This is a genomic window from Bradyrhizobium sp. AUGA SZCCT0158, from assembly GCF_018130065.1.
Taxonomy (GTDB): Bacteria; Pseudomonadota; Alphaproteobacteria; order Rhizobiales; family Xanthobacteraceae; genus Bradyrhizobium.
In genome coordinates, this window is sequence record NZ_JAFCME010000012.1 from 134,859 (window position 1) to 160,379 (window position 25,521).

23 protein-coding genes and 1 pseudogene are annotated in these 25,521 nt (G+C 63.5%); 9 read left to right on the forward strand and 15 right to left on the reverse strand.

Features of this window, described 5'->3' with window-relative positions; translation table 11 throughout:
- Nucleotides 1–129: 129 nt before the first annotated feature.
- The 4 genes and pseudogenes from JQ574_RS19000 to ltnD all read right to left on the reverse strand — a co-directional run bounded on the left by JQ574_RS19000 (nt 130) and on the right by ltnD (nt 5,078).
- A pseudogene (locus tag JQ574_RS19000) lies at nt 130–1,820 on the reverse strand (methyl-accepting chemotaxis protein).
- 186 nt (nt 1,821–2,006) lie between these two features.
- Nucleotides 2,007–3,284, reverse strand: coding sequence for a 3-oxo-tetronate kinase (gene otnK / locus JQ574_RS19005; RefSeq protein ID WP_212210676.1), 1,278 nt, complete (start codon nt 3,282–3,284; stop codon nt 2,007–2,009).
- Nucleotides 3,281–4,063 (reverse strand): 2-oxo-tetronate isomerase, encoded by a 783-nt coding sequence (gene otnI, locus JQ574_RS19010; RefSeq protein ID WP_212210674.1) that lies wholly within the window; start codon nt 4,061–4,063, stop codon nt 3,281–3,283. Before otnI ends, otnK begins: the two co-directional genes overlap by 4 nt.
- 22 nt (nt 4,064–4,085) lie before the next feature.
- A complete protein-coding gene (gene ltnD, locus JQ574_RS19015) occupies nt 4,086–5,078 on the reverse strand; it encodes an L-threonate dehydrogenase (RefSeq protein ID WP_249119433.1) in 993 nt (330 codons plus the stop codon).
- A gap of 35 nt (nt 5,079–5,113) precedes the next feature.
- On the opposite strand from ltnD, the gene JQ574_RS19020 reads away from it, so the two are divergent.
- Nucleotides 5,114–5,770 (forward strand): aldolase, encoded by a 657-nt coding sequence (locus JQ574_RS19020; protein ID WP_212210672.1) that lies wholly within the window; start codon nt 5,114–5,116, stop codon nt 5,768–5,770.
- Between the two features lie 19 nt (nt 5,771–5,789).
- Entirely contained in the window at nt 5,790–6,056 is a 267-nt protein-coding gene (locus JQ574_RS19025) for a hypothetical protein (RefSeq protein ID WP_212210670.1), read from the forward strand.
- 203 nt (nt 6,057–6,259) lie between these two features.
- Here the strand turns inward: JQ574_RS19025 and JQ574_RS19030 are convergent, their stop codons facing one another.
- From JQ574_RS19030 to JQ574_RS19055, 6 genes are all read right to left on the reverse strand, one after another.
- Nucleotides 6,260–6,964, reverse strand: coding sequence for an ABC transporter ATP-binding protein (locus tag JQ574_RS19030; RefSeq protein WP_212210668.1), 705 nt, complete (start codon nt 6,962–6,964; stop codon nt 6,260–6,262).
- Entirely contained in the window at nt 6,948–7,682 is a 735-nt protein-coding gene (locus JQ574_RS19035) for an ABC transporter ATP-binding protein (RefSeq protein WP_212210666.1), read from the reverse strand. The genes JQ574_RS19030 and JQ574_RS19035 overlap by 17 nt, the downstream gene beginning before the upstream one ends.
- Nucleotides 7,679–8,659, reverse strand: a complete 981-nt coding sequence (locus JQ574_RS19040) for a branched-chain amino acid ABC transporter permease (protein WP_212210664.1) — start codon at nt 8,657–8,659, stop codon at nt 7,679–7,681. Before JQ574_RS19040 ends, JQ574_RS19035 begins: the two co-directional genes overlap by 4 nt.
- Nucleotides 8,659–9,537: a branched-chain amino acid ABC transporter permease gene (locus JQ574_RS19045; protein ID WP_212210662.1), complete on the reverse strand. Its 879-nt coding sequence runs from the start codon at nt 9,535–9,537 to the stop codon at nt 8,659–8,661. Before JQ574_RS19045 ends, JQ574_RS19040 begins: the two co-directional genes overlap by 1 nt.
- A 23-nt stretch (nt 9,538–9,560) precedes the next feature.
- The gene (locus tag JQ574_RS19050) at nt 9,561–10,805 is read right to left on the reverse strand and encodes an ABC transporter substrate-binding protein (protein WP_212383772.1); all 1,245 of its coding nucleotides are present in this window, start codon (nt 10,803–10,805) and stop codon (nt 9,561–9,563) included.
- An 82-nt stretch (nt 10,806–10,887) separates the two neighbouring features.
- A complete protein-coding gene (locus JQ574_RS19055; protein WP_212210658.1) occupies nt 10,888–11,709 on the reverse strand; it encodes a putative hydro-lyase in 822 nt (273 codons plus the stop codon).
- 119 nt (nt 11,710–11,828) lie between these two features.
- Here JQ574_RS19055 and JQ574_RS19060 point away from each other — a divergent pair, with 119 nt between their 5' ends.
- Genes JQ574_RS19060 through JQ574_RS19070 form a run of 3 tightly spaced genes read left to right on the forward strand, consistent with a single transcriptional unit; the run spans nt 11,829 to nt 14,977 of the window.
- Nucleotides 11,829–12,746, forward strand: coding sequence for a LysR family transcriptional regulator (locus JQ574_RS19060; RefSeq protein ID WP_212210656.1), 918 nt, complete (start codon nt 11,829–11,831; stop codon nt 12,744–12,746).
- Nucleotides 12,747–12,786: 40 nt separating this feature from the next.
- Nucleotides 12,787–14,037: a Zn-dependent hydrolase gene (locus JQ574_RS19065; protein WP_212210654.1), complete on the forward strand. Its 1,251-nt coding sequence runs from the start codon at nt 12,787–12,789 to the stop codon at nt 14,035–14,037.
- Nucleotides 14,038–14,062: 25 nt separating this feature from the next.
- Nucleotides 14,063–14,977, forward strand: a complete 915-nt coding sequence (locus tag JQ574_RS19070; protein WP_212295076.1) for an NAD(P)-dependent oxidoreductase — start codon at nt 14,063–14,065, stop codon at nt 14,975–14,977.
- Between the two features lie 160 nt (nt 14,978–15,137).
- On the opposite strand, the gene JQ574_RS19075 is transcribed toward JQ574_RS19070, so the two are convergent.
- Nucleotides 15,138–16,211: a tartrate dehydrogenase gene (locus JQ574_RS19075; RefSeq protein WP_212210650.1), complete on the reverse strand. Its 1,074-nt coding sequence runs from the start codon at nt 16,209–16,211 to the stop codon at nt 15,138–15,140.
- Between the two features lie 191 nt (nt 16,212–16,402).
- Here JQ574_RS19075 and JQ574_RS19080 point away from each other — a divergent pair, with 191 nt between their 5' ends.
- Nucleotides 16,403–17,179, forward strand: a complete 777-nt coding sequence (locus tag JQ574_RS19080; RefSeq protein WP_212210648.1) for an SDR family oxidoreductase — start codon at nt 16,403–16,405, stop codon at nt 17,177–17,179.
- Nucleotides 17,180–17,349: 170 nt separating this feature from the next.
- Here JQ574_RS19080 and JQ574_RS19085 read toward each other — a convergent pair whose 3' ends face one another.
- Entirely contained in the window at nt 17,350–18,201 is an 852-nt protein-coding gene (locus tag JQ574_RS19085; protein WP_212210646.1) for an alpha/beta hydrolase, read from the reverse strand.
- A 52-nt stretch (nt 18,202–18,253) separates the two neighbouring features.
- On the opposite strand from JQ574_RS19085, the gene JQ574_RS19090 reads away from it, so the two are divergent.
- Genes JQ574_RS19090 through JQ574_RS19100 form a run of 3 tightly spaced genes read left to right on the forward strand, consistent with a single transcriptional unit; the run spans nt 18,254 to nt 21,686 of the window.
- Nucleotides 18,254–19,720, forward strand: a complete 1,467-nt coding sequence (locus JQ574_RS19090; protein WP_212210644.1) for an amidase — start codon at nt 18,254–18,256, stop codon at nt 19,718–19,720.
- A 50-nt stretch (nt 19,721–19,770) separates the two neighbouring features.
- Complete coding sequence (locus tag JQ574_RS19095) at nt 19,771–20,436, forward strand: sulfite oxidase-like oxidoreductase (protein WP_212210640.1); 666 nt, start codon at nt 19,771–19,773, stop codon at nt 20,434–20,436.
- A gap of 26 nt (nt 20,437–20,462) precedes the next feature.
- On the forward strand, nt 20,463–21,686 hold the full coding sequence (locus JQ574_RS19100; RefSeq protein ID WP_212210639.1) for a bifunctional alpha/beta hydrolase/OsmC family protein: 1,224 nt from the start codon (nt 20,463–20,465) through the stop codon (nt 21,684–21,686).
- A 163-nt stretch (nt 21,687–21,849) separates the two neighbouring features.
- Here JQ574_RS19100 and JQ574_RS19105 read toward each other — a convergent pair whose 3' ends face one another.
- The 3 genes from JQ574_RS19105 to paaK form a co-directional block, all read right to left on the reverse strand.
- On the reverse strand, nt 21,850–22,908 hold the full coding sequence (locus JQ574_RS19105) for a YeeE/YedE family protein (protein ID WP_312014612.1): 1,059 nt from the start codon (nt 22,906–22,908) through the stop codon (nt 21,850–21,852).
- Nucleotides 22,909–23,135: 227 nt separating this feature from the next.
- Entirely contained in the window at nt 23,136–24,140 is a 1,005-nt protein-coding gene (locus JQ574_RS19110; RefSeq protein WP_212210634.1) for a zinc-binding alcohol dehydrogenase family protein, read from the reverse strand.
- 43 nt (nt 24,141–24,183) lie between these two features.
- The gene (gene paaK / locus JQ574_RS19115; RefSeq protein WP_212210632.1) at nt 24,184–25,515 is read right to left on the reverse strand and encodes a phenylacetate--CoA ligase PaaK; all 1,332 of its coding nucleotides are present in this window, start codon (nt 25,513–25,515) and stop codon (nt 24,184–24,186) included.
- Nucleotides 25,516–25,521 lie beyond the last annotated feature (6 nt).

A 25,521-nucleotide genomic window follows, 5' to 3' on the forward strand; every position in this document is an offset into this window, starting at 1 on the left:
AAGAACACTGGTTAATTTTAGCTCAGTAGCGAGTACCGAGCAGCCCAATCGGATTTCGCTGCTGAGTTGCAGAACGCAAAAGCCCGGCTCTGTTGGGAGCCGGGCTCTTCGCCGGTGATCGGCCGGGCGTCAGGCTGCCCGGACCGAATCCAGGAACTTGCCGACTTCGAGCTTGAGGCGGTTGCTGTCGCCGGACAGCGACCGCGCCGCCGACAGGACCTGCGAGGAGGCCGAGCCGGTTTCGCTCGCGCCGCGCTGCACGTCGGTGATGTTAGAGGAGACCTGCTGGGTGCCTTGCGCCGCCTGCTGCACGTTGCGCGAGATTTCCTGTGTCGCGGCACCCTGCTCTTCCACCGCGGCGGCGATGGTCGAGGAGATCTCCGACAGCCGCTCGATTGTGCCGCTGATTTCCTGGATTGCGTTGACCGACTCCTGGGTCGCGGCCTGGATGCCCGATATCTGCTGGCCGATCTCGCCGGTCGCCTTCGCGGTCTGCTCGGCCAGCGCCTTCACTTCCGACGCCACGACGGCGAAGCCGCGGCCGGCTTCGCCGGCGCGCGCCGCCTCGATGGTGGCATTGAGCGCCAGCAAATTGGTCTGGCCTGCGATGGTGTTGATCAATTCGACGACGTCGCCGATCCGGCTCGCCGCCTTCGACAATTCGCTGACCCGGTCGTTGGTGACGCGGGCTTGGCCGACAGCGTCGGTCGCCATGCGCGCCGATTCCTGCACCTGGCGGCTGATCTCGTTGACCGATGACGACAGTTCTTCGGTCGCCGACGCCACCGACTGCACGTTGGTGGAAGCTTCCTCGGAGGCCGCAGCCACCGCTGTCGTCAGCGACTGTGAACGCTCGGCGGTCGCCGACAGTGTGCCGGCCGAGGCTTCGAGCTGCGTCGAAGCTGCGGACACGGTCTGAACGATCTCGCCGATGACAGATTCGAAATTGCGGGTGATGCCGTCGACCCGGCGGCCGCGCTCGATCTTGGCTTCGGCGTCGAGGGCCGCGGCCTCGTCGGCGGCTTTCTTCGCGATCAGCGCCTGCTTGAACACCTGCAAGGTGTCTGCCATGGCGCCGATTTCGGTCTTCTCAGCCTGATGCGGAACTTCCGCGCTGAGGTCGCCGTTGCCCAGCGCCTGCATCGGGGTGACGATGGAAGCGATGCCGGTTGAGACGTCGCGAACCAGATAGATACTGACGGCAATACCGATGATGACGGAGACGCCGAGGATCACGGCCAGCATCATGAAGGCGGACGCGTAGCTGCCAGACGCATCCTGGGCCGCCTTGTCGGCACCGGCGTTGTTGAGGTCGATGTCCTTGCGCAGGACGGCGTCGGCCTCGAGCCCGATCTTGTTGACGGTCTTGGAGTTCAATTCATGCGCCTCTGCTGGAAATTGCCGGCGGCCGCGCGCGACAGCGCCATCACTTCCTGTGTACCCGCCTTGTACTTGTCCCAGAGATCGGACCATTCCTTGTACAGCGCACGCTCCTCCGGAGAGGTGATCATGGGCTCGTAGAGGGCACGGATCTTGGTGTTGCTCTCGACCACGCTCGCCAGGGTCTTTTCCTGCGCCAGCTTTCCTTCCAGCGTTCCGACCAGCATGTGCTCGCGGATCACATTGCGGTAGGTAATGACGCCGGCGCGCAGGTCACCCAGCACCCGGACGCTCGGCATCCAGCTGGTCGCGATGTCGACGGTGTTGGCGTTGATAGCCCGCATGTTGCGGACGGCCAGCAGGCCCATGCCCGTCATCGCGACCAGCAGGAAGGCGACGACGGTGATGATTTTGGCGCGGATCGAGTACTTCGCGAGCATTGGTTTGGAATCTCTTGGTTTTGGGCGCGGGAGACGCGCCGATTGCGACGAGGCGGTGAGTCATTCGGGCGGAAGGACGCCTTGCACGCAGCAGAATCTTATTCGTTCTCAGGTTGTGTTAATTTGGCGCACCGTAAAAATACGGTACGCGACAGAAGTCTTTGAGAAATGAATGGCGTAGGACGATCAGCGCATCAGCTTGAGTGCGTCGGAAAAGAATTCGGCGCCGCCGAAATTGCCCGATTTAAGTGCAAGCAGCATCTCGCCATTTTTCGCGCCCACCGCGCGCAGAACCGGCACGCCTGCAGCGATTTCCGCGCCGACGAGGAAGCCGGGAATCCCCAGCCGATCGACCACGGCGCCTGAAGTTTCACCACCTGCGACGACCAACCGGCGCACGCCGGACTGCACCAATCCGTTTGCGATGTCGGCCATCGCCTGCTCGATGGCATGTCCGGCTGCATCGCGGCCATGCCGGGATTGCAGGGCTGCAACCTGATCCGGCGTCGAGCTGCTCGCGATCAGCAGCGGGCCGTCACCGATTCGCTCCTTTGCCCACGCCAACGCACGTCGCGCTTCGTCGGGACCCGCGACGACGCGGTCGGGATCGAGATGCAGAACCGGCATCGCCTTTTCGGCATTGGCAATCTGCAGCAAGGTTGCCTGCGAACAGCTGCCGGCCAGGCACGCCGCCGGTCCGCCGACCGGCGCATCGGCGTTCGCCTCTGCCACGTTGGATCTGACCTTGCCGGAAGCGACCAACGCCCGCGCGAGGCCGAGCCCGATGCCGGAGGCGCCGACCGACAGTCGATGATCCAGCGCGACGTTGCCGATGGTTTCCAGATCGCGGTCGAACACCGCGTCGATGACGGCCGCGCCAATGCCTTTGCCGGCGAGATCGGCAAGACGCGCGCGGACGGAAGCTTCCCCGCGCGCGAGCGTCGCAAGGTCGACCAGTCCGACTTTCGTCTGGCTCTGGCGCGCCAGCACCCGCACCAGATTGGAATCATGCATCGGGTTGAGCGGATGATCCTTCAGCGGGCTTTCGTTCAGCGGCACGGCGCCGACGAACAGATTGCCCTGATAGACGGTGCGGCCGGTTTCCGGAAACGCCGGCGTCACCAGCACGATGGCATCGCCGGAGTCAGCGCACAGCGCATCCATCACGGGACCGATATTGCCGGCGTCGGTGGAATCGAAGGTCGAGCAGATCTTGAACAGCACATGATCAGCGCCACGGCCGCGCAGCCATTTTTCTGCTGACCGCGATCTGGTGACGGCCAAGCCCGCCTCGATCGAGCGGCTTTTGAGCGACACCACGACCGCGTCGACCTCCGGCAGCGCGAGATCGTCAGAGGGCACGCCGATGGTCTGCACCGTGCGCAGGCCGCAGCGCGTCAGCGTGTTCGCGAGGTCGGAGGCTCCGGTGTAGTCGTCGGCGATGCAGCCCAAAGACAGTTTCACGATTTTGCTCCGGCGTAGGGTTTGAACCAGCCGAGGCCGTCGGTGGTGTTGCCGCGCGGGTTGTATTCGCAGCCGACAAAGCCGCCATAGCCAAGCCGGTCGAGCTCAGCGAACAGGAACGGATAGTTCAGCTCCTCGCCGTCGGGTTCGTTGCGCGAGGGAATGCTGGCGATCTGGATATGGCCTGTTATCGGCATCATCTCGCGCAGCCGCATGGTGACGTCGCCATGGATGATCTGGCAGTGGTAGATGTCGAACTGCAATTTCAGGTTGGGAATCTTCAACTCGGTGATCAGATCGCGCGCGAACAGGAAGTCGTTGAGGAAGTAACCCGGCACGTTGCGCGAATTGATCGGCTCGATCACCACGTCGAGGCCATGTGGCGCGAAGAACTCGGCCGCCCACGCTATTGACTTATAGAACGCTTCCACCGCCTTGCGGTCGCCGCGGTCGGCAATCCCCGCCATCAGATGCAGCCGCTTGACGCCGGTCGCCTGCGCATAGGGTAGCGCGGTCTGCAGGCTCTTCTTGAGATCTTCAAAACGTTCCGGCAGCGCCGCGAATCCCTTTTCGCCGGCGTTCCAGTCGCCCGGCGGTAGGTTGAACAGCGCCTGCGTCAACCCGGCGCCCTTGAGCCGCGAGCCTACCTCGTCGGCCGGGTACTCGTAGGGAAACAGGAATTCCACGGCGGTGAAGCCGGCTTTCGCGGCGGCGTCGAAGCGATCGAGGAACGGGACCTCGTTGAACATCATGGTGAGATTGGCGGCAAAGCGGGGCATGTGCTGTCCTCTTCCTGCTTAATTACTTCGGCTCACCCGGCAGATGCGTGCCGGTGACGCGGGCATACATCCGCGCCACTGAGGCGTCGTCGTCGCGGCCCATGCCGGAGGCCGCCGTCATCAGGAACATCTGCAACGCCGCGGCGGCGACCGGCACCGGAAATTTCGCCGAGCGCGCCATGTCCTGGATGATGCCGAGGTCTTTGACGAAAATCTCCACCGCACTGCGCGGCGCGTAGTCGCCGTCGAGCACATGCGGCATCCGGTTCTCGAACATCCAGGAATTGCCGGCGGAGGCTGTGATCACCTCATAGACCTTTTTGATGTCGAGGCCCTGCTTGGCGGCAAACGTGATCGCTTCGGAAGCTGCGGCGATGTGCACGCCGGCCAATAGCTGGTTGATCATCTTGAACGCCGCGCCCTGCCCGGCGGCATCGCCAAGTTCATAAAGTTTTGCCGCCATCGCATCCAGCGCCGGGCGTGCCTTGGCGAACGCGGCCGCACTGCCCGAGGCCAGGATGGTGAGTTCGCCCTGCGCCGCGCGCTGCGCGCCGCCGGAGATCGGGGCATCGAGATAAAGCCGTCCCGTCGCCTCCAGCTGTTTGGCCAGCCGCCGGGCTACATCGGGGTCCATGGTGGCGGAGGAGATGAACACCGCGCCCTTGGCCAGGGTCTCCGCAACGCCGTCAGCGCCAAACAGGATGGCTTCGGTTTGCGCGGCATTGACGACGACGCTGACGACGATATCGGCCGCCTTGGCAGCTTCCGCCGGGGTTTTGGCACCGTGGCCGCCATCGGCCACGAAGCGCGCGACGGACTCGGCCGAGACATCGCACCCGGTCACCTCGAACCCGGCGCGGCGCAGCGAGGTGGCCATGCCAAAGCCCATCGAGCCCAGCCCGATGACGGCGGCGCGCGGTTTTGCGGATTCTGGCATTGTGGCGTTTCCTTGTGCTCTTGGAGTCTGACCCTTGCGGCTTTGCCTCTGGGTATCACGGCTTGGCCGCGCTGCCAAAGCGTGAGAAAAGACGGAGGAACAGGGTTTTATCCATGAGCCAAACCAGAATTCGCGAGGAAATCTGCCGTCTCGGCCGCTCGCTGTTCGAGCGCGGGCTGACGCCGGGCTCCTCGGGCAATATCAGCGTCAGGCTCGACGATGGCGGCTGGCTGGTGACCCCGACCAACGCCTCGCTCGGCTCGCTCGATCCCAACAGGATGTCGCGGTTAGGGCCCGACGGCAAGCTGGTGTCCGGCGACGCCCCGACCAAGGAAGTGCCGCTGCACACCGCCCTCTATCAAACCCGCAGCGCTGCGCGCGCCGTGGTGCACCTGCACTCGACCCATTCGGTGGCGCTGTCGATGCTGCCGGAGATCGATCCCCGCGCCGCATTACCGCCGATGACGCCCTATTACCTGATGAAATGCGGCCACACCGCATTGGTGCCGTATTTCCGGCCCGGCGATCCCGCGGTGGCGGACGCGATCAAGGGGCTCGCCGGAAAGTATTCATCCGTGCTGCTCGCCAACCACGGCCCGGTGGTTTCAGGCGACACGCTGGAAGCGGCGGTGTTCGCGATCGAGGAACTGGAAGAGACGGCGAAACTGTATCTGCTGCTGCGCGGGTTGAACCCGCGATATCTGTCGCCGGAACAGGTCAAGGATTTGACTAAAACGTTTGGATTGACGCTGCCGGACCACAATCACTGATCTTTTGCGGAGGACGCACATGTTCAAATACATCGGTTTCGCCTTCGGAGTTCTGTTCTTGAGCGGTTGGACTGGATCGACCGCGCAGGCCCAAGAGACCGTGCAAAGCATGCTGGCCGCCCAGATCCGCACGCAGGGTTTTTCCTGCGACAAGGCGCTCGGCGCGAAAAAGGACGCCAAGCGCTCGAAGCCAGACCGCGAAGTGTGGGTTCTCAGGTGCAGCAATGCGAACTACCGCGTCGGCCGCGCGCCTGATATGGCGGCGAAGGTCGAGGTTATCCGGTAGGTCCGTAGGGTGGGTTAGGCGAAGCCGTAACCCACCTCTTTCGTCGAGAGCGAACGGTGGATTACGCCTTCGGCTAAACCGCCCTACAAACTCCACTACCTCGTCATTGCGAGCGCAGCGAAGCAATCCATCGGGCGGCGAAGCAAGTATGGATTGCTTCGTCGCTACGCTCCTCGCAATGACGGCTTGATGACGATCCCGGCCTAAAGCCCCAGATACGCCTTCCTTACATCCGGATTGGTCCGGATCTCCGCGGCGCTGCCCTGCATCAGCACGCGACCGGTTTGCAGGATGTAGGCGCGGTCGGCGATTTCGAGGCACTCCGCCATTCGCTGCTCGACGATCAAGACGGTCATCCCGGTGTCGCGGATGCGCTTCACCGCCTGAAAGATTTCATCGACCAGTTTCGGCATGATGCCTTGCGAGGGCTCGTCGAGCATCAACAGCCGCGGCCGCGTCATCAGCGCGCGGCCAATCGCCAGCATCTGCTGCTCACCGCCGGAGAGCGTTTCGGCGCGCTGATCCAGCCGCTCCGACAGCCGAGGGAACAGCTTGAACACCAGATCCAGCGGCGCTTCGCGGTCGGCCTCGCCGCGATAGAGGTAACTGCCGAGCCGCAGATTGTCGCGCACCGAGAGCCGCGGAAACAGCCGGCGGTTTTCCGGCACATAGGCGATGCCGCGCGAGGTAATGACATGCTGCGCCAGGCCGTCGATCCGCTCGCCGTCGAAGGTGACGGTGCCGGAACGCGGCCGCTCCGCGCCGGCGATCGATTTCAAAAGCGTCGACTTGCCGGCCCCATTGGCGCCGGCGACGCAGACGACTTCGCCCTTGGCGACATCGATCGTGACCGCCGAGATCGCGACCAGCCCCTGATAGGCGGTGGTGACTTCATGCACCGACAGCATGACGATCCCCCAGATAGGCGGTGATGACTTTCGGATCGCGAACGACGTCGTTTGGCTTGCCTTCGACCAGCACCTTGCCGAGATCGAGCACGATGGCGCGGTCGACCAGCGGCATCACGATTTCCATGACGTGCTCGACCATCAGAATGGTCACGCCGGTGTCGCGCACCTTGCGCACCAGTTCGACGCCGGTCTGGGCCTCGAGCGGGGTCAGGCCGGTCAGGCATTCGTCGAGCAGCAGCAGTTTCGGTTCGGTTGCCAGCGCGCGCGCCACCTCGAGGCGGCGTTTTTCCGACGGGACCAGATCGCTGGCGAGCACATTGGCGCGCCCGGCCAGGCCGCAAAAATCCAGCACCTCATGGGCTTTGCGCCGCGCCACGCGCATCACGGTGTTTCTAACCAGCGCGCCGACGATGACGTTGTCGATCACGGTCATGGTCTCGAAGCTTTTCACGACCTGAAAGGTCCGGGCGACGCCGCGCACACAGCGCTCGGCTGCGGGGAGCGCGGTGACGTCTTCGCCGTCGAACCAGATCGAGCCTTGGGTGGGCGGCAGCACGCCCGCGATCAGATTGAACAGCGTCGATTTGCCGGCGCCGTTCGGCCCGATCAGGCCGACGATTTCGCCGCGTCCGACCGAAATCGAGACGTCACTGTTGGCGACGAGACCGCCGAAGCGTTGCCAGACGCCGCGCGTTTCCAGCAATGGCGTGCTCATTGCTTCGCCTCCTTGCGCGCGGGCGAGAACAGACCGACCAGCCCCTGCGGCCGCGCCAGCGAGATCGCGATGATCAGGCCGCCATAGACGATCAGGTCGACACCGCGGCCGGAGCCGCCGGCGTAGGACCGCGTCAATTCCGTGAGCGGAATCAGGATGACGGCCCCCAGCATCGGCCCCCATAATGTGCCGATGCCTCCGAGCACCGCGGGCAGCGCCATCAGCAGCGAGATGTGAAAGCCCATGATGCTCTCGGGATCGATATAGGAGACGAACTGCGCATAGAAGCTGCCGCCGACCGCGACCAGAAACGCCGATACCGCGGCTGCGCCCATCTTGGAATTGAACACGACGACACCAAGGCTTTCAGCGGCGTCCGGATTGTCCTTCACCGCGCGCCACCAATAGCCCCATTTGGAATCCTCCAGCCACCAGGTGACGAACCAGGCGACGCAGGCCAGCGCCAGCGCAAAGTAGAAATACGGCAGCTTGCTGCGCGCGAACTGAAATTTAAGCCAGCTGTCGCCGCGCACGGGAATCTCGATGCCGAGTGCCGCGCCCGCCCAATCCCAGTTGTGGAACAGCAAGAGCCCGATCTCGGCAATGACGATGGTGGCGATCGCGAAATAATGCCCGCGCAGGCGGAAGCAGGGATAGCCCAGGCCCATCGCGATGACAGCCGATATCAGGCCGCCGCCGAGCATACCGAACCACGGCAGGACGCCGAACTTGGTGAACAGCAGCGTCGTGGTATAGGCGCCAATCCCGAAATACAGCGCGTGGCCGAGCGAGATCTGTCCGCAATAGCCGGAGAGGATATTCCAGCTTTGCGACAGCGCCGCCCACATCAGCGTCAGCACCATGATGTTCTGGACGTAGGAGTCCTTGACGAACAGCGGCACGATCGCGGCGATGGCGGCGAGGCAGAATGCGAGGATCAGGTCGCGGCGGCGGCGTTTTGCAAAATCCGTATCCATCACATCGACCCGAACAGACCGCGCGGCCGCACGAACACGACCAGGAGATAAACCGCATAGATGCCGACCGACTTCAGTGACGGCGGCAGGATCAATGCGGTGGTGGCTTCAACCAGGCCGACGATGATGCCGCCGGCAAAGGCGCCAAACACGCTGCCGAAGCCGCCCAGCGCCACCGTGACGTAGGCAATCAGCGCAAACGACGCACCGACGTCGGGATAAATGTAGAAGAAGATCGACATGATGGCGCCGGCGAGACCCACCATCGCCGCACCGAGCCCCCAGCCCAGCGCGAACACGCGGTTCTTGTCGATACCGACCAGCGCCACGGCGCCGGCATCCTCGCGGGTGGCTTCGAGCGCGCGGCCAAAATCGGTGCGGTGAATAAAGTAATAGAGCCCGCCAAAGGCCAGCATCGCCACCGCCGCGCCGATCAGTTGCGGCTGCGGCAGGAAGATGCCGCCGATCGAGACGGTTTTGCCGCCGAACCAGGAATGGGTGACGCTGCGGTAATCCGGCGTGAAGAAGAACTGCGCCACGCCGCGCATCACGATCGCAAGCCCGAAGGTGGAGAAGATCTGCACCATGCCGGCATTGGCCTTTGCCCTGACCGCGAAACGTACGATCAGGAGATAGACCACGGCGCCAAAGACGAACAACGCCGCCGCGACCAGCGGCGCCGCCAACAATGGATCGATCGCAAAGAACGCAAACAGGAAGAACGACGCGTACATCGCGATCATCAGGAATTCGCCGTGGGCGAAATTCACGACGTCCATCAGGCCGAAGATCAGCGCGAGGCCGACCGCAATCAGCCCGTAGAGCAGCCCCATCAAAAGGCCGCTCGCCAGACTCTGGATAATGGTCTCGGCTGTCATGTCCCCGCCCCCGTGTCCGCCCGTTACTTCATCGGCCAGACGGCCTCGGCGACCGCGCCTTGCGGCGGGGAGATGGTGACGAACTTGCCGCCGATATACTGCAGCAGCACCGGATCGGCGTCGTTGTTCTGGCCCAGTTCGTCGAACTTCACGCGCTTCCACGGCATGATGGTCTGCTCGCCCGGGATTTCGGTCGCGGCCAGCGCCGCGCGGATCTTTTCACCGTCGGTCGACTTGGCGCGATTGATGGCGTCCGCCAGCACGATCAGGCCCATGAACTCGCGCGAGGTGTTGTCGTTCAGATCCTTGCCCGACTTCGCCTTGAACAAATCGTTGATCTTGCCGACCATCGGCCGCTTGACGGCGAGATCGAGCGAGAAGCTGCCGCGGGTGATGACGCCCTCGAGCTTGTCGCCGACCGCGTCGTACAGCGCCTTCTCGGAAAAGCCCGCGGCCTGCGCCACGATCGCCTTCGGTTTGTAGCCGAGTTCGGCCATGGTCTTGACCAGCATGATACCGTCGGTGGTGTAGCTCGAGGGCATCAGCACGTCGGCATTCGCCGACTTGAGCTGCTGGACCTCCGCCGACAGCGACGGCGAATTGGAACGGTACTTGATATCGGCAACGATCTTGTAGCCGAGCTCCTTGGCAAGCTTGATCTGTGCGTTCGCGGAGTCGGTTCCGAAGATCGTGTCCTCGTGGAACAGGGCCAGCGTCTCGATCTTGGTGCCCTTCTTCTTCATGGCCTCGTAAAAGTCGAACATCGCCTTGGTGAACATTTCATCATGGGGCGCGGCGCGGAAGAAGAATTTCAGGCCACGGGTATGCAGGCTCGGCGACGAGTTGTCAGCCGAGACAAACGGGGTCTGATAGCGCTCGCAGATCTGGCTGATGGTGACCGCCACCGAGCTCTGGTAGCTACCGATGATGGCGCAGACTTTCTCCTGCGTGATCAGGCGCTCGGCTTCGGCGCGGCCCTTCTGGGGATCGCCCTGATGGTCGGCGAACACGAGGCGGATCTTGGCGCCGCCGAGGCCAGGCAGTCCGGCATCCTTTGCCAGCGGCAGCTCGAAATCATGCTTGTTGTTGATGATGTCGGTGGCGGTCACATAGGCGTGCTGCGCGTCGACGCCGATCTGCGCGTTGGCGCCGGACATCGGGTAAGTGACGCCGATCACCACTTCGGACGTTTGCGCGCGGGCCGCGATCGGCGCGAGAGCGGCGGCAGCGGTGGCTCCAAGCAATACATTGCGGCGCGTGATCGTCATTGCAAATCCCCCTTTTGAACGGCTGACTTCGATGAAGCGGTTAGCGGTTACGGTAAAGCCTCAATGATCGGCACCATCTGCATCAAAGCACGGCAAGCGCCTTGTTCTGCAGATCGGTCACCAGCATCAATCCGGGCGCGTGCGTGATCGCAAACGGCAGCCTGGCGGCCGCGATCACCGATTGCGGCGTCACACCGCAGGCCCAGAACACCGGAATCTCGTCGTCCCCGACCGGCACCGCATCGCCGTAGTCGGGCTTGTTGATATCGGCAATCCCGATCGCATGCGGATGACCGAGATGAACCGGCGCACCGTGCACCGAAGGAAAGCGCGAGGTGATCTGTACGGCGCGGATCGCATCGGCCGGTTTGAACGGCCGCATCGACACCACCATCGGCCCCGCGAACGGGCCCGCCGCGCCGCAGGCGATACTGGTGCGGTACATCGGCACGCGCAGCTTGCGCTCGATGTGGCGGATCGGCAGCCCGTCCGCCAGCAACGCTTCCTCGAATGAATAGGAGCATCCGATCACGAACGCCACCAGGTCGTCGCGCCAATGCGCGGTAATGTCGGTCGGCTCTTCCACCACTTCGCCGTCGCGCCAGACGCGATAGCGCGGCAGGTCGGTGCGGATGTCGAGATCGAGGCCGAGCGAGGGAATTCTGAAATCACCGACATCGGACATGCCGATGATCGGGCACGGTTTGGGATTGAGCTGGCAGAACCGGTGAAACGACGCCGCCAGCTTTTCCGGCAGGATCACCAGATTGCCCTGCACGAAGCCGTTGGCGACGCCGGCCGTGGTGGCGGCCATGCCGGTACGGCAGGCATGCCGGGCGGCGACGCTGGCCGATAAATTCGCCGTATCGAGACCGGGTCGTTCCGTTCTTGCCAAGCTGGTCATCGTTGCAACAGCTCCAATCAGGTCGACATCCACTCCCGCATATGGCTATGATAATGTCTAATCGTGATTTTTAATCAAGATGGATAAATTCAATTTATCAATCTGCGGGCAGAGGGTGCATGGTTGATTTCAAGGCAATTGAGACCTTCATGTGGGTGGTAACGCTCGGGAGCTTCCGTGGTGCCGCGCAGAAGCTCAACACCACGCAACCCGCCATCTCGCAGCGGATCGCCCAGCTCGAACGGGAGGTGGGCGTCAGATTGTTACAGCGCGAGCGCCGCATGGTGATGCCGACACCGAACGGCCGGCAATTGATGGTCTATGCCGAGAAACTGATCGGACTACGCTCGGAAATGCTGGCGGTTGTCGGCGACCATTCGGCGATGCGCGGCGTGCTCCGGCTCGGCGTCGCCGAGACCATCGTGCACACGTTCCTCACGCAGCTGATCAAGCGCGTCAATCACACCTACCCCAACCTTTCGCTCGAGATCGAGGTCGACATCACCTCGAATTTGCGCAACCGGCTGCTGGCGCAGGAGATCGAACTCGCGTTCCTGCTCGGGCCGGTGACGGGGCCGACCATCAGCAACCGGGTGCTGTGCGACTATTCGGTCGGATTTCTTGCCAGTCCTTCGCTCGGGCTGGGCAAGGAGCGGCTGACGGTGCATGACCTCGCCAAATTTCCCATCATCACCTTTCCACGCAAGACGCCGCCTTACGAAATCGTCCGCTCGCTGTTCAACCGGCCCGACCTGCCGCCGATGCGCCTGCACGCCAGCGCCTCGCTGGGTACGGTCAAGCATATGGCGATCGAAGGCCTCGGCATTGCCGTCGTTCCGACGGCGATTGTCGAAAACGAAATCGCCGATGGAAGGCTGCACTTGCTGTCGACCAACCTGCAGATGCCGCTATTGACGTTTTCGGCGAGCTGGCTGACCTCCCCCGACACGGTCGCGGTCGAACGGGTGGCTGAATTGGCGGCCTCGCTCGCGCAGGGCGGCGTCGTTGTTGACGCGCCGCTGCAGGCGCGTCATTGAAGCGGATCGGGTGAGCATCAATCAAGACCGGAATGGCTCAATGACCAAGATCGCATCCAACCTGCAAATCGATTCCGCCCGGCTGTGGGACACCATTCATGAAACCGCCAAATTCGGTGCAACGCCGAAAGGCGGCGTGCGGCGACTGACGCTGGGACCTGAGGACAAGCTGGTCCGCGACTGGTTCCGGAAAGCCTGCGAATCCGCTGGCCTCGAGGTTCACGTCGACGCGCTCGGCTCGATGTTCGGCCTGCGCAAGGGGCGCGACATGTCGAAGGCGCCGATCGGCGTCGGTTCCCATCTCGATACCCAGCCCACCGGCGGAAAGTTCGACGGCATACTCGGCACGCTCGCTGCGCTGGAGATGGTTCGCACCCTCAACGATGCCGGGATCGAGACCGAGACGCCGATCTGCATCTGCAACTGGACCAATGAAGAAGGCTCGCGTTTTGCGCCGGCGATGATGGCGTCCGCCGCCTATGTCGGTGATTTCACCACCGACGACATTCTGTCGCGCAAGGATGCCGAGGGCGTGACGGTGGCGCAGGCGCTGGACAGCATCGGCTATCGCGGCGAGAGCCCGGTCGGCCGCCAGAAATTCTCCAGCTTCGTCGAACTGCATATCGAGCAAGGCCCGATCCTCGAAGCCGAGAACAAGACCATCGGCGTGGTCGATTCCGGCCAGGGCGTGCTGTGGTACGACGGCAAGATCACCGGCTTCGAAAGCCATGCCGGTTCGACGCCGATGCCGCTGCGGCGCGACGCACTGGCGACGCTGTCGGAAATCGTGCTGGCGATGGAAGCAACCGCAAAAAAACACGGCCCGAAGGCGGTCGGCACCATCGGCGAGGCCGTGATCGCCAATCCCTCGCGCAACGTCATTCCCGGCGAAATCGCCTTTACGATGGATTGCCGCAGCGCGGACGCCGCGATCATGGACGCGCTGGACAGGGATTTGCGCGCGGCGATTGCGGAGATCGCGGCCCGCCGCAAGGTCGACGTCAAGCTCGATCTGGTCTGGCGCAAGCCGCCGACCCATTTCGATCCGAAGCTGGTCGACGCGGTCGAAAACGCCGCCACGGCGCTCGGCTACTCGCATCGCCGCATCACCTCCGGCGCCGGCCACGACGCCTGCAACCTCAACACCGTGATGCCGGCGGCGATGGTGTTCGTGCCCTGCAAGGACGGTATCAGCCACAACGAACTGGAAGACGCCACGCAGGCCGATTGCACCGCCGGCGCCAACGTCCTGATGCATACCGTGCTGGCGCTTGCCGGCGTGGCGTCATAAAATAATCAAAACCGGAGGGACTGCCGTGCGCGGTGTTTTTGTCGATGCCAATGAATCCCTGGCCGTGATCTTCGAGCGGCTGCAAAAGCCCGGTGATCCCGAGGTGCTTATCCACCGGGATCCCGACATCACCTCGGAGCAATATCCAAAGATCCTCGATGGCGCCGAAATCGCCGTCGTCGACCACACCGCGCTGCCGACCGAGATTGCGAAGAAGTGTACCGGGCTGAAGCACGTGGTGTTCCTCGGCACCGGCGCGCGCAGCTACATGAACCCGGAAGAGCTTAGCCAGCTCGGCATCGAGGTGCACCTGATCAAGGGCTATGGCGACACCGCGGTGGCCGAATGCGCCATCGCGCTGATGTGGGAAGGCGCGCGCGGCCTCGCCAGCATGGATCGCGGGATCCGCGCCGGCAACTGGCTGCGCGATGACGCCATGCAACTGACCGGCAAGACGCTGGGGCTGATCGGCTTCGGCGGCATCGCCGCCGAAGTCGCGCGGATCGCGCTCGGCAGCGGCATGCGCGTGATCGCCTGGAACCGGTCGCCCAAGAAGCATCCGAAGGTCGAATTCGTCGAACTCGATGAGCTCTTGACCGAGAGCGACGTGATCTCGATTCACCTGTTGCTCAACGACGAGACCCGCGGGCTGGTCTCGGCCGCCTGCATCGAGGCGATGAAGCCCGGCGTCATCCTCGTCAACACTGCGCGCGGCGCCATCGTCGACGAGGAAGCGATGATCGAGGCCCTGAAATCAGGCCAGATCCGTCATGCCGGCCTCGACGTCTTCAACATCGAACCGCTTCCGGCGGATCATCCGCTAACCAAGCTGCCCAACGTCACGCTGTCGGCGCATTCGGCCTTCCGCACGCCCGAGGCCAGCGAGAATCTGATCGGAGCGGCGCTGGAACACTGCCGGCGGATCGCGAAGGGGAAGTAGGCGCCTTCTTACTTCCTTCTCCCCTTGTGGGAGAAGGTGGCGTGAAGCGCCGGATGAGGGGTCTCTATCCTCATCCCGATATGTGCGGTGAGGAGAGAACCCCTCATCCGCCTTCGCTTCGCGAAGGCACCTTCTCCCACAAGGGGAGAAGGAAGAAAAATCAATCCACCATATCCGCGACCGCCTTGCCGCACGCGGTCGTGTCCGCGTTGCCGCCGAGATCCCTGGTGCGCAGCGTGCGTTCGCCGAGCGTGCGCTCGATGGCGCCGACGATCGAGGCCGCCGCTTCCTTCTCGCCGAGATGCTCCAGCATCATCGCGCCCGACCAGATCATGCCGATCGGGTTGGCGATGCCCTGCCCTGCGATATCGGGCGCCGAGCCGTGCACCGGCTCGAACACCGACGGGAAATTGCCTTCCGGATTGATGTTGCCTGATGGCGCGATGCCGATGGTGCCGGTGCAGGCCGGACCGAGATCGGAGAGAATATCGCCGAACAGATTGGAGCCGACCACGACGTCGAACCAGTCCGGATGCAGCACGAAATTCGCGGTGAGGATGTCGATGTGGTACTTGTCCCACTTCACCTTGGGATAGTCCTTCGCCATCGCCTCCACGCGCTCGTCCCAATAGGGCATCGTGATCGAGATGCCGTTGGATTTGGTCGCCGAGGTCAGATGCTGCTTCGGGCGTGACGCTGCAAGATCGAATGCGAATTTGAGAATGCGATCGACGCCGACGCGCGTCATCACCGTCTGCTGGGTGACGAATTCACGGTCGGTATCCGGGAACATGCGTCCGCCGACGGAAGAATATTCGCCTTCGGTGTTTTCACGCACCACCCAGAAATCGATATCGCCGGGCTTGCGGTTCGCGAGCGGCGACGGCACGCCGGGCATCAGGCGCACCGGGCGCAGATTGACGTACTGGTCGAACTCCCTGCGGAACTTGATCAGCGAGCCCCACAAGGAAATGTGATCGGGGATTTTGGCCGGCCAGCCCACCGCGCCGAAGTAGATCGCGTCGTGCTTGCCGATCTTGGCCTTCCAGTCCTCCGGCATCATCTCGCCGTGCTTTTCGTAATAGTCCCAGGAGGCGAAGTCGAAATGGTCGAAATGCACGGCCACGCCGTGCTTCTTCGCGGCCGCCTCAAGAACGCGCAGGCCCTCCGGCACCACTTCCTTGCCGATGCCGTCGCCGGGAATGACCGCGATCCGATAGGTTTTTTTGCTCATTCTTGAAATCCTTGGGTGGCTTGCTCTTTGGGTCGTGTGCCATGCCCCAGACACGGCCTGTTGATGGCCTTGCAATGGACCAAACGGCGCGCGGGTGCAACGCTGCAGTGCAATGTTGACCGCCGACGTGCCGACCGCCTACCAATTTCGCTGGCCTTCCCGAGATACCATCCCAACAAGCGAGAATTCCCATGGATCTGCATTTGCGCGGCAAGCGCGTCCTGATCACCGGCGCCTCCAAGGGCATTGGCGCCGCCGCGGCCGAGGCCTTCGCCGAGGAAGGCTGCGACATCAGGCTGGCCGCCCGCAACGGCGCGCAACTGAAGGCGCTCGCCGATCGACTGCGCTCGGCCCACCAGATCGACGCCTCGGTGCATGTCGTCGACCTGCGCAACCCGGCCGACATCGAGAAGCTGGTGAAGGATACGTCGGATATCGACATCCTCGTCAACAATGCCGGCGATATCCCGGGCGGCTCGATCGACAAGATCGACGAGGCGACCTGGCGTCACGCCTGGGAACTGAAAGTGTTCGGCTACATCAACCTCACCCGCGCGGCCTATGCGCAGATGAAGGCGCGCGGCCACGGCGTCATCGTCAACGACATCGGTGCGGCCGGTGAAAAATTCGACGCGAATTATATCTGCGGCAGCGCGGGCAATGCGGCCTTGATGGCCTTCACGCGTGCATTAGGCGGCAAGAGCCTCGCCGACAACATCCGCGTGGTCGGCATCAACCCCGGCCCCGTCGGCACCGACCGCCACGTCACGCTGCTGAAGACCCGCGCCAAAAACCAGTTCGGCGACGAGAACCGCTACAAGGAATTCCAGAAAGGCCTGCCGCTCGGCCGCCCCGCCCATGCCCGCGAGATCGGCGACTTGATGGCGTTTCTGGCGTCGGATCGATCAGGGTATACATCGGGCGTGATCTATACGGTGGACGGCGGGATCAGTGCGGGGTGGGGGTAGAGGCGATCAACACGTCAACGCCACCCGATACTCCGCCGTCATCCCCGGGATGAACGCAATTGCGTTCACCCGTAGGTGCGCGCTCTTGCGCGCCTCGAAGGATGGGCAGCGGGCACCTGTTCCTGTCATCCTTCGAGGCGCGCCGAAGAGGCTCGCACCTCACGATGACGTCAGCCCGCCGTCCTTTCAAACAACTGCCTTATCAGCGTCGTGATCCTCCCCGTCGGCGACAGCATCTCGTGCATGATCGTAAAATGGTCGGCGCCGGGAATCTCCTCATAGGTCACCGGCAATCCATGCCTGGCGCGGTGGCCGGCGAAGTCGGCGGTTTGCTTGCGCAGCAGCGGCAGCTCGGCGCTGCCGGCTACCAGCGACAGCGGCTTGAGCGGACCGCCTGCCATCACCATCGGCGAGTTGCGGCGCGACGTCGCCTCGTCGGCCTTCAGTTTCTCGTTGAGATAGCCGTGCCTGATCGGCTCGAGGTCAAAGATGCCTGATATCGCCATCCCGCCCCTCACCCTCGGATGCGACAGCGCCATCGAGGTGAGATGGCCGCCGGCGGACCAGCCGGACACCACGATGTCGTCACCGGCCGCACCGAGCGCCGGCAATTGTCCGGTAAGATAATCGATGCCGGAATGGATTTCGGCGACGATTTCGTCGAGCGTCGCATCGGGCGCCAGCGTGTAGCCGATCAGCGCCACATTGATGCCATGCGCCATCGGGCCTTCGGCGAACACCGTAAAGGCCTCCTTGGCGCGGGTCTGCCAATAGCCGCCGTGGATGAACAGCAGCGTCGGCGCCTTGTCGGCGGCTTTCAGGAAATCGATCCGGTTGCGCTCGCGCGGGCCATAGCGGAGGTCGAGTTGGTCGGGGAAGCGCTTGCGCATATCGGCGGAGCGCTGCTCCCAGCCCGCGACCAGCTCGACGCTGCCGGGCACGGCGACGCCATTATTGAAGCCGAGATCGCGGTCTTGCTGGCTCATGGCGCGCCAGTCCAGCGCAGAAAACAATACCGGCATTCCAAATCTCCAGTGCAGCCACGACGTGGGCGGGTTTCCACTTTGCCAAAAAATGTTCTACAGCACCATTCACGACCAAGAAACCGCGGAGGGCAAAGTGGCTGATCAGGGGCTGGTGAGAGAGACGGCGTGTGCCATCGTTGGCAAGCTGAGAGCGGGTGAAGTCACGCCACTCGATCTGCTCGACGTGCTGGAAAAGCGGATCGCTGAAGTCGACGGGCCCGTCAACGCACTGCCGACGCTGTGCTTCGACCGCGCCCGCGACCGTGCCCGGGCGCTGATGAAAAAGCCGGTCGGCGAGCGCGGCCTGCTCGCAGGCCTGCCGATCCCGATCAAGGACCTCACAGCGGTCGAGGGTGTGCTGACCACGCAGGGCTCGCCGATCTACAAGGATAACATCCCGGCGAAATCGGACATTCTGGTCGAGCATCTCGAAAACAACGGCGGCGTGATCTACGCCAAATCAAACACGCCGGAATTCGGCGCCGGCGCCAACACGTTCAACGAAGTGTTCGGCGCGACGCGCAATCCCTGGGATACTTCCCGCTCCGCCGCCGGCTCCTCGGGCGGTGCGGCGGTGGCGCTCGCCACCGGAACAGCCTGGCTCGCCCACGGCTCCGACATGGGCGGCAGCTTACGCAACCCCGCCAGCTTCTGCGGCATCGTCGGGCTGCGGCCGAGCATCGGCCGCGTCGCGCATACGCTTGCGGCCGCCGTCGATCGCAATCTCGGGGTCAACGGCCCGATGGCGCGCAATGTCGAGGACGTAGCCCTGCTGCTCGATGCGATGAGCGGCGAACATCCCGGCGATCCCTTGTCGCTGCCGGTGCTACCAAATTCGTTCCTGTCCGCGGTGCGCGCGGGCAGCAAGCCGAAGCGCATCGCCTATTCGCCTGATCTCGGCATCACGCCGGTCGATCCCGAAGTTGCCGCGGTCACCCGCAAGGCGGCGCAGCGTTTCGCGGAAGCCGGGGTCATCGTCGAGGAAGCGCATCCGGACCTCCGCGAGGCCCATGAATGTTTCCACGTGCTGCGCGCGTTCGACTTTGCGCTGAGCAAGGCGCAGCTGCTGCGCACCAAGCGCGACCAGCTCAAGCCCGAAGTGATCTGGAACATCGAGGAAGGCCTCAAGCTGACCGTCGAGCAGCTCGAGCGCGCCGAAGCGCAGCGCGTCGCGATGACCGCGCGCACGCTGGAGTTTTTTGACAAGTACGATCTGCTGCTGGCGCCTGCCACCATCGTGGCGCCGTTCCCGGTCGAGAACCGCTACGTCGCCGAATGCGCCGGCAAAAAGTTCGACAATTATGTCGAATGGCTCGGCATCGTCTACGCGATCACGCTGGTGTGTTGCCCCGCGCTGTCGCTGCCGTGCGGCTTTACGGCCTCGGGCCTGCCGGTCGGACTGCAGATGGTGGCCAAGCCACGGGCCGAAGCAAAACTTCTCGCCGGCGCGAAGGTGCTGGAAGACATTCTGGGCGTGCGCGGCACCACGCCGATCGAGCCGCGCGCGCCGAGGTAATGTATTTCTCCCTCAAATCGTCGATGCATCGTCACGAATGAGGTTCCGATATGACCGACGACCCCGAGCCGCCGCCGGAGAGCAAGCTGACACGCAGCAAGGAACGCTGGGCGCGCGAAGGAAAGTTCCTTACCGGAAAGATCACCCGTCCCGAGGACCAGCGCCTGCCGCCGGGCCAGCATCTGACGCGCGACTGGCCGGTGCTCGACCTCGGCCTGACGCCGAGCATTTCGCGCGAGCGCTGGCGGCTCGACGTTTACGGCGCGGTCGAAAACCCGATCTTCTGGAATTTTGCCGAGTTCAGCGCGCAACCGCAGACGCAATTCCTGTCCGACATTCATTGTGTCACCACCTGGTCGCGCTACGACAATCTATGGGAGGGGCTTTCGACCCGCGACCTGCTGATGGCGTGCCGGCCGCGCGACGAGGCGCGTTTCGTGGTGCTGCATTCGCATGACGGCTACACCACCAACCTTGCACTGGAAGATTTCGCCGCCGAGGATGCCCTGCTCGCCCACAGCTGGTCCGGCCAGCCGCTGGAGCAGGACCATGGCGGCCCGGTGCGGCTGGTGGTGCCGCATCTCTATTTCTGGAAGAGCGCCAAATGGCTGCAGAGCATCGAATTCCTCGATAAGGATGCGCCGGGCTATTGGGAAGTCCGCGGCTATCACAACCGCGGCGACCCGTGGGCGGAGCAGCGTTATTCCAGCGATTGACGCCTTAGAGCCAAGGGAGAATGCCCGTGCCGACCGAACGCTTTCAATTCACCGGTGAAGGCGGCCATCAGCTTGCCGCGGCGCTGGACAAACCCGACGGCGCCATCAGCGCCTACGCGTTGTTCGCGCATTGTTTTACCTGCGGCAAGGATGTGCTGGCGGCCAAACGCATCGCGACTGCGCTCACCGCTCGCGGCATCGCCGTGCTGCGGTTCGACTTCACAGGCTTGGGCTCCAGCGAAGGCGATTTCGCCAACTCGACCTTTACCTCGAACGTCGCCGATCTCGTCCACGCCGCCGATCATCTGCGCGACACCCGGCAGGCTCCGGCGATCCTGATCGGCCACAGCCTCGGCGGTGCCGCAATCCTCGCCGCCGCCGGACAAATCCCCGATGCCAGGGCGGTCGTCACCATTGCCGCGCCCTCCGATCCCGCACACGTCACCCATTTCTTCAAGGATCGCGTCGAGGACATTCGCACCCAGGGCAAGATCGAGGTTCAGCTCGCCGGACGCCCCTTTCACATCAAACGTGAATTCCTCGACGATATCGCCGAACATGGCCTGATGGCGCATGTCGCCAAATTGCACAAGGCGCTGTTGATCATGCATTCGCCGACCGATGACACGGTCGGGATCGATAACGCGACCAATATTTTTGTCGCTGCAAAACATCCGAAAAGTTTCGTGTCGCTGTTCGGCGCCGATCATCTGCTCAGCAACAAGCGCGATGCCGCGTATGTCGCCGACGTCATTGCCGCCTGGGCCGAACGCTATGTCGAACCGCTTCCAGCTCAACCGGCCGCCGAACGCGGCGAGGTACCGCGCAATGTCGTGGTGCGCGAGACCCGCGCCGGCAAATTCCAGCAGACCGTCACGTCGGGGTCGCACCAGATGCTGGCCGACGAACCCGTCGCCGCCGGCGGCGAGGACTCCGGGCCCGGGCCGTATGATTTCGTGCTCGCGGGCCTTGGCGCCTGCACCTCAATGACGATGCGGATGTATGCCGACCGCAAATCGCTGCCGCTCGATCGCGTCACGGTGACGCTGCAGCACAAGAAGATCCATGCGGAAGACTGCGCCGAATGCGAAACCCGCGTCGGCATGCTCGACCAGATCGACCGGGTGATCTCGATCGAGGGCGCGCTCGACGCCGATCAGCGCAAGCGATTGATGGAAATTGCCGACAAGTGCCCGGTGCACCGGACGCTGACATCGGAAATCCAGATCGTGACCAAGGCTGCGGAGTAAAAAGCGAAGTCGTCGTCCCGGCCTTGAGCTCAGATGCGCAATTGCGCATCGGGGGACCCATACGCCGTGGCTTTAGTTGATTAAGAAGGTATTTAACGCCGGTGCTCTCACCGAAAGGACACGGCGTATGGGTCCCGGGTCAATCCCGGGACGACATCGATTTTCAAGCCGTTGCCAGCGGACGTACACGGAGCGCGCCGCGCAAGCCTAGCGCGGTGCCGACCAGGATGCCGGCGACCGCGATGAACGAGGCCAGCGCCAGCGTCGAAAACCCTGTCAGTCCCTGCCCGATCGAGCAGCCGAACGCCATCACGCCGCCGGCGCCCATCAGCGCGGCGCCGCCGCCCGAGCGCAGCATGTGGCGCGGCGATTGATAACCTTCCAGGTGGAAACGTCCGGTCGCCAGTGCCGTGATCAGGCTGCCGGCGAGCACGCCGCCGACCGTGGCAATGCCGAAGTTCAGCGTCGATCCCGTCGACAGCATGACATATTGCAAGGCATCCGCGATCGGCGCGATGAAGGTCAGCGACACCACCGGCGTCGGATTGAAATCATCGGCGCCGAGATAGCCGCTCGCGAACCAGCCGCTCGCCACCAGAATGCCGATCACAAAACCGGCAGCCACCTGGCCCGGCGATTTCCGGAATGGCGCGTGCCCGAACGCGAAGATGATCAGCGCCGCGCTGACGGCGGACGCCGCCAGCATGCGCGCCGTGATTTCGCTGAGGCCGAGCGCCGACAACAGCGCCGGCACCGAATTCACTGTCGTCGTGGTCTGCGAGGCCTGCACCATCGCGATACGCGCCGGCGCGATCAGGCCCTTCAGCGTCATCATTGCAAAAATGCCGAGCACCATCACCACCACGAAGGAGCGGAGGTTGCCGCGCCCGAGCAGCACCAGCGCGCGCGAACCACAACCGTTCGACATCACCATGCCGTAGCCGAACAACAGCCCGCCGACAAACATCAGCGGCGCCGAGAATGACGGTTGCAGATAGATCGACTTGCCGAGATCGACGAGGCCCGCGGCCGCCAGCAACTGCGTTGCTGCAACACTCACGCCGATGGCGAGCGCATAGGTACGGACCAGGCGGCCATCGCCTTCCGCCCACCAGCCGCGCAGGCTGGAGAGCATGCAAAAGCCGCTCAACAGAGCGACCGCGCCATAGACGAGGCCGATCAGTAATCCGCTCAGCACGACAATATTGGCAGGGCCTTCCACGGCATTTTCCCTTGGAGCGTTCGGCGATATCAGCCGCAACAGCATAAATATGCTACAGATTTCACCCTGCTATAGCGGCGCATGCATGGGCGCGTCCACGGCGGGGGACAACAAAGAATGAAGCTTCCGCGCGGTGCGACAATGAGAGAATAAAACAATCGATTCCAACTGGAATGCGATTGGTTTCGTTCCCGCGATAAAGAGGAAAAATATCTGGCCGAAAGGATTTACACCGGCCGCAGGATCACGCGGTCGCGCGACGAACCCGCCACCGCGATGAAGGCGGCCCTGGCATGTTCCAGAGAAAAGATCGCCGCCGGCTTGATCGGGAACGGTTTTAAATGCCCGCTGGCGAAGCCGGGTCCGATTTCCCTGAGCACCGCGCCGGTTGCGACCGACGACAGGCCGAGCGTATCGATGCCGACATAGGTGTGCTGGCCGCGATAGAACTCCAGAATGTTGAACTGCACGATGCGGTCGACGGCTGCGATCAGGATCTGCCGCCCGCGCAGCGCCAGCGATTGATGCGCCGCCTGAAAATAGGGATCGCCGACGGTGTTGAACACGATGTCGGCGCCCTTGCCGTCGGTGAGTTCGCGCACACGCGCCGCGACGTCAGTCACGGAAGCGTTGATGATTTCGACCTTCGAATTGGCGTGGCCTTCATAAAGTTCGTCCTTGCGCACCACGCCGATCACGCGCGCGCCGTGCCAGCTTGCGATCTGCACCGCGGCCTGCCCGACCTTGCCGTTGACGCCCATGACCAGCACGGTCTCGCCGGCTTTGGGAATGCCGGCGCGACGCAGCCCTTCCATCGCGGTCACAAAGGGAACGCCGATACCGGCGGCCTCCTCCCACGAAATGCTTTTGGGCTTCTCCACCACGGCATCGGCTTCGACCACGAGATGCGTGGCATGGGTGCCGTCACGGCGAATGCCGAGATCGCCGGACGAGCCGAACACGTCCCGCCCGATCGATCCCACGGGTCCGTCGATCACGACGCCGGCATAGTCGCGGCCCGGCGTCCGCGGAAACACCGCATAGGGCATCAGGCCAGTGGCGGCCTTCACGTCGGACGGATTGACGGCGGCAGCCTTGACTTCGATCAGCAGATCATTGGCGCCGCGCGACAGCGTGTGGGTCTCGACGACGGGCGCGAGCGAGGCCGCGTCGGCGACTTTCGCTGGCAGGCGGACGCAGCGGGCTTGAACAACTGGCTTCTCGGCAAGCATGTATCGAATTCCTGATCTCGCGCGACCTCGCGCGGATCAGCAGTTACCCCTTCGGGCGCTTGTCGTAAACACGTTTCGCCTTTCCCAGCGATCGCTCCAGGGTCTCGGGGGCGACGGCTTTGATGCGGGCGGTGATGCCGATGGTGTTCTTGATGAAGGTTGCGACTTTCTCCGTATGCGTGGGCAGACCGCTGCCGTCCCAATGTTCGGGACGGGCTTCCGCCAGCACAGTCATTTCGTCCATGCGGCCCTCGCGCGTCAGTTCGATGATGAAATGTCCGCCGCACCAGTCGGTCGCGAGCAGAGCCTCTTCGATCTGGGTCGGAAACACGTTGACCCCGCGCAGGATGATCATGTCGTCGGAGCGACCCGTGACCTTTTCCATCCGCCGCATGCTAGGGCGCGCCGTGCCCGGCAGCAGCCGCGTCAGGTCGCGGGTGCGGTAGCGGATGATCGGAAAGGCTTCCTTGGTCAGCGAGGTGAACACCAGCTCGCCCTTTTCGCCATCCGGCAGCACCGCACCGGTCTCGGGGTCGATCACTTCGGGGTAGAAATGGTCTTCCCAGATATGCAGGCCGTCCTTGGTCTCCACACATTCCTGCGCGACGCCGGGGCCGATCACTTCCGACAGGCCGTAAATGTCGGTCGCGTCCATGTCGAAGGCCTGCTCTATCTCCACGCGCATCGCGTTGGTCCAGGGCTCGGCGCCGAAGATGCCGAACTTGAGCGAGGATGCGCGAGGGTCGAGCTTCTGCTTCTTGAACTCGTCCAGGATCGCCAGCATGTAGCTCGGCGTCACCGTGATGATGTCGGGTTTGAAATCGTTGATCAGTTGCACCTGCCGTTCGGTCATGCCGCCGGACACCGGCACCACGGTGCAGCCGAGTTTCTCGGCGCCGTAATGCGCGCCAAGGCCGCCGGTGAACAGGCCGTAGCCATAGGCGTTGTGCATGATCATGCCGGTGCGGCCGCCGGCGGCGCGGATCGAACGCGCCATCACGTCCGACCACACGTCGATATCGGCCTGCGTGTAGCCGACCACGATCGGCTTGCCGGTCGTGCCCGATGAGGCATGGACGCGGACCATTTTCTCGCGCGGCACCGCGAACATGTTGAACGGGTAATTGTCGCGCAGATCGGTTTTCACCGTGAACGGAAACTTCGCAAGGTCGGCGAGCTGTTTGAAATCGCCGGGATGCACGCCGGCCTTGTCGAAGGCCCTCTTGTAATGCGCGACATTGTCATAGGCATGCGCCAGCGACCAGGCGAGGCGTTTTGTCTGCAGCGCCATGATCTCGTCGCGGGAGGCGCGCTCCGCAGCGTCCAACTCGGCGCGGTAGCCGCCTGCACTGGAATGAAGCTTGGTCGAAGCCATCGCGTG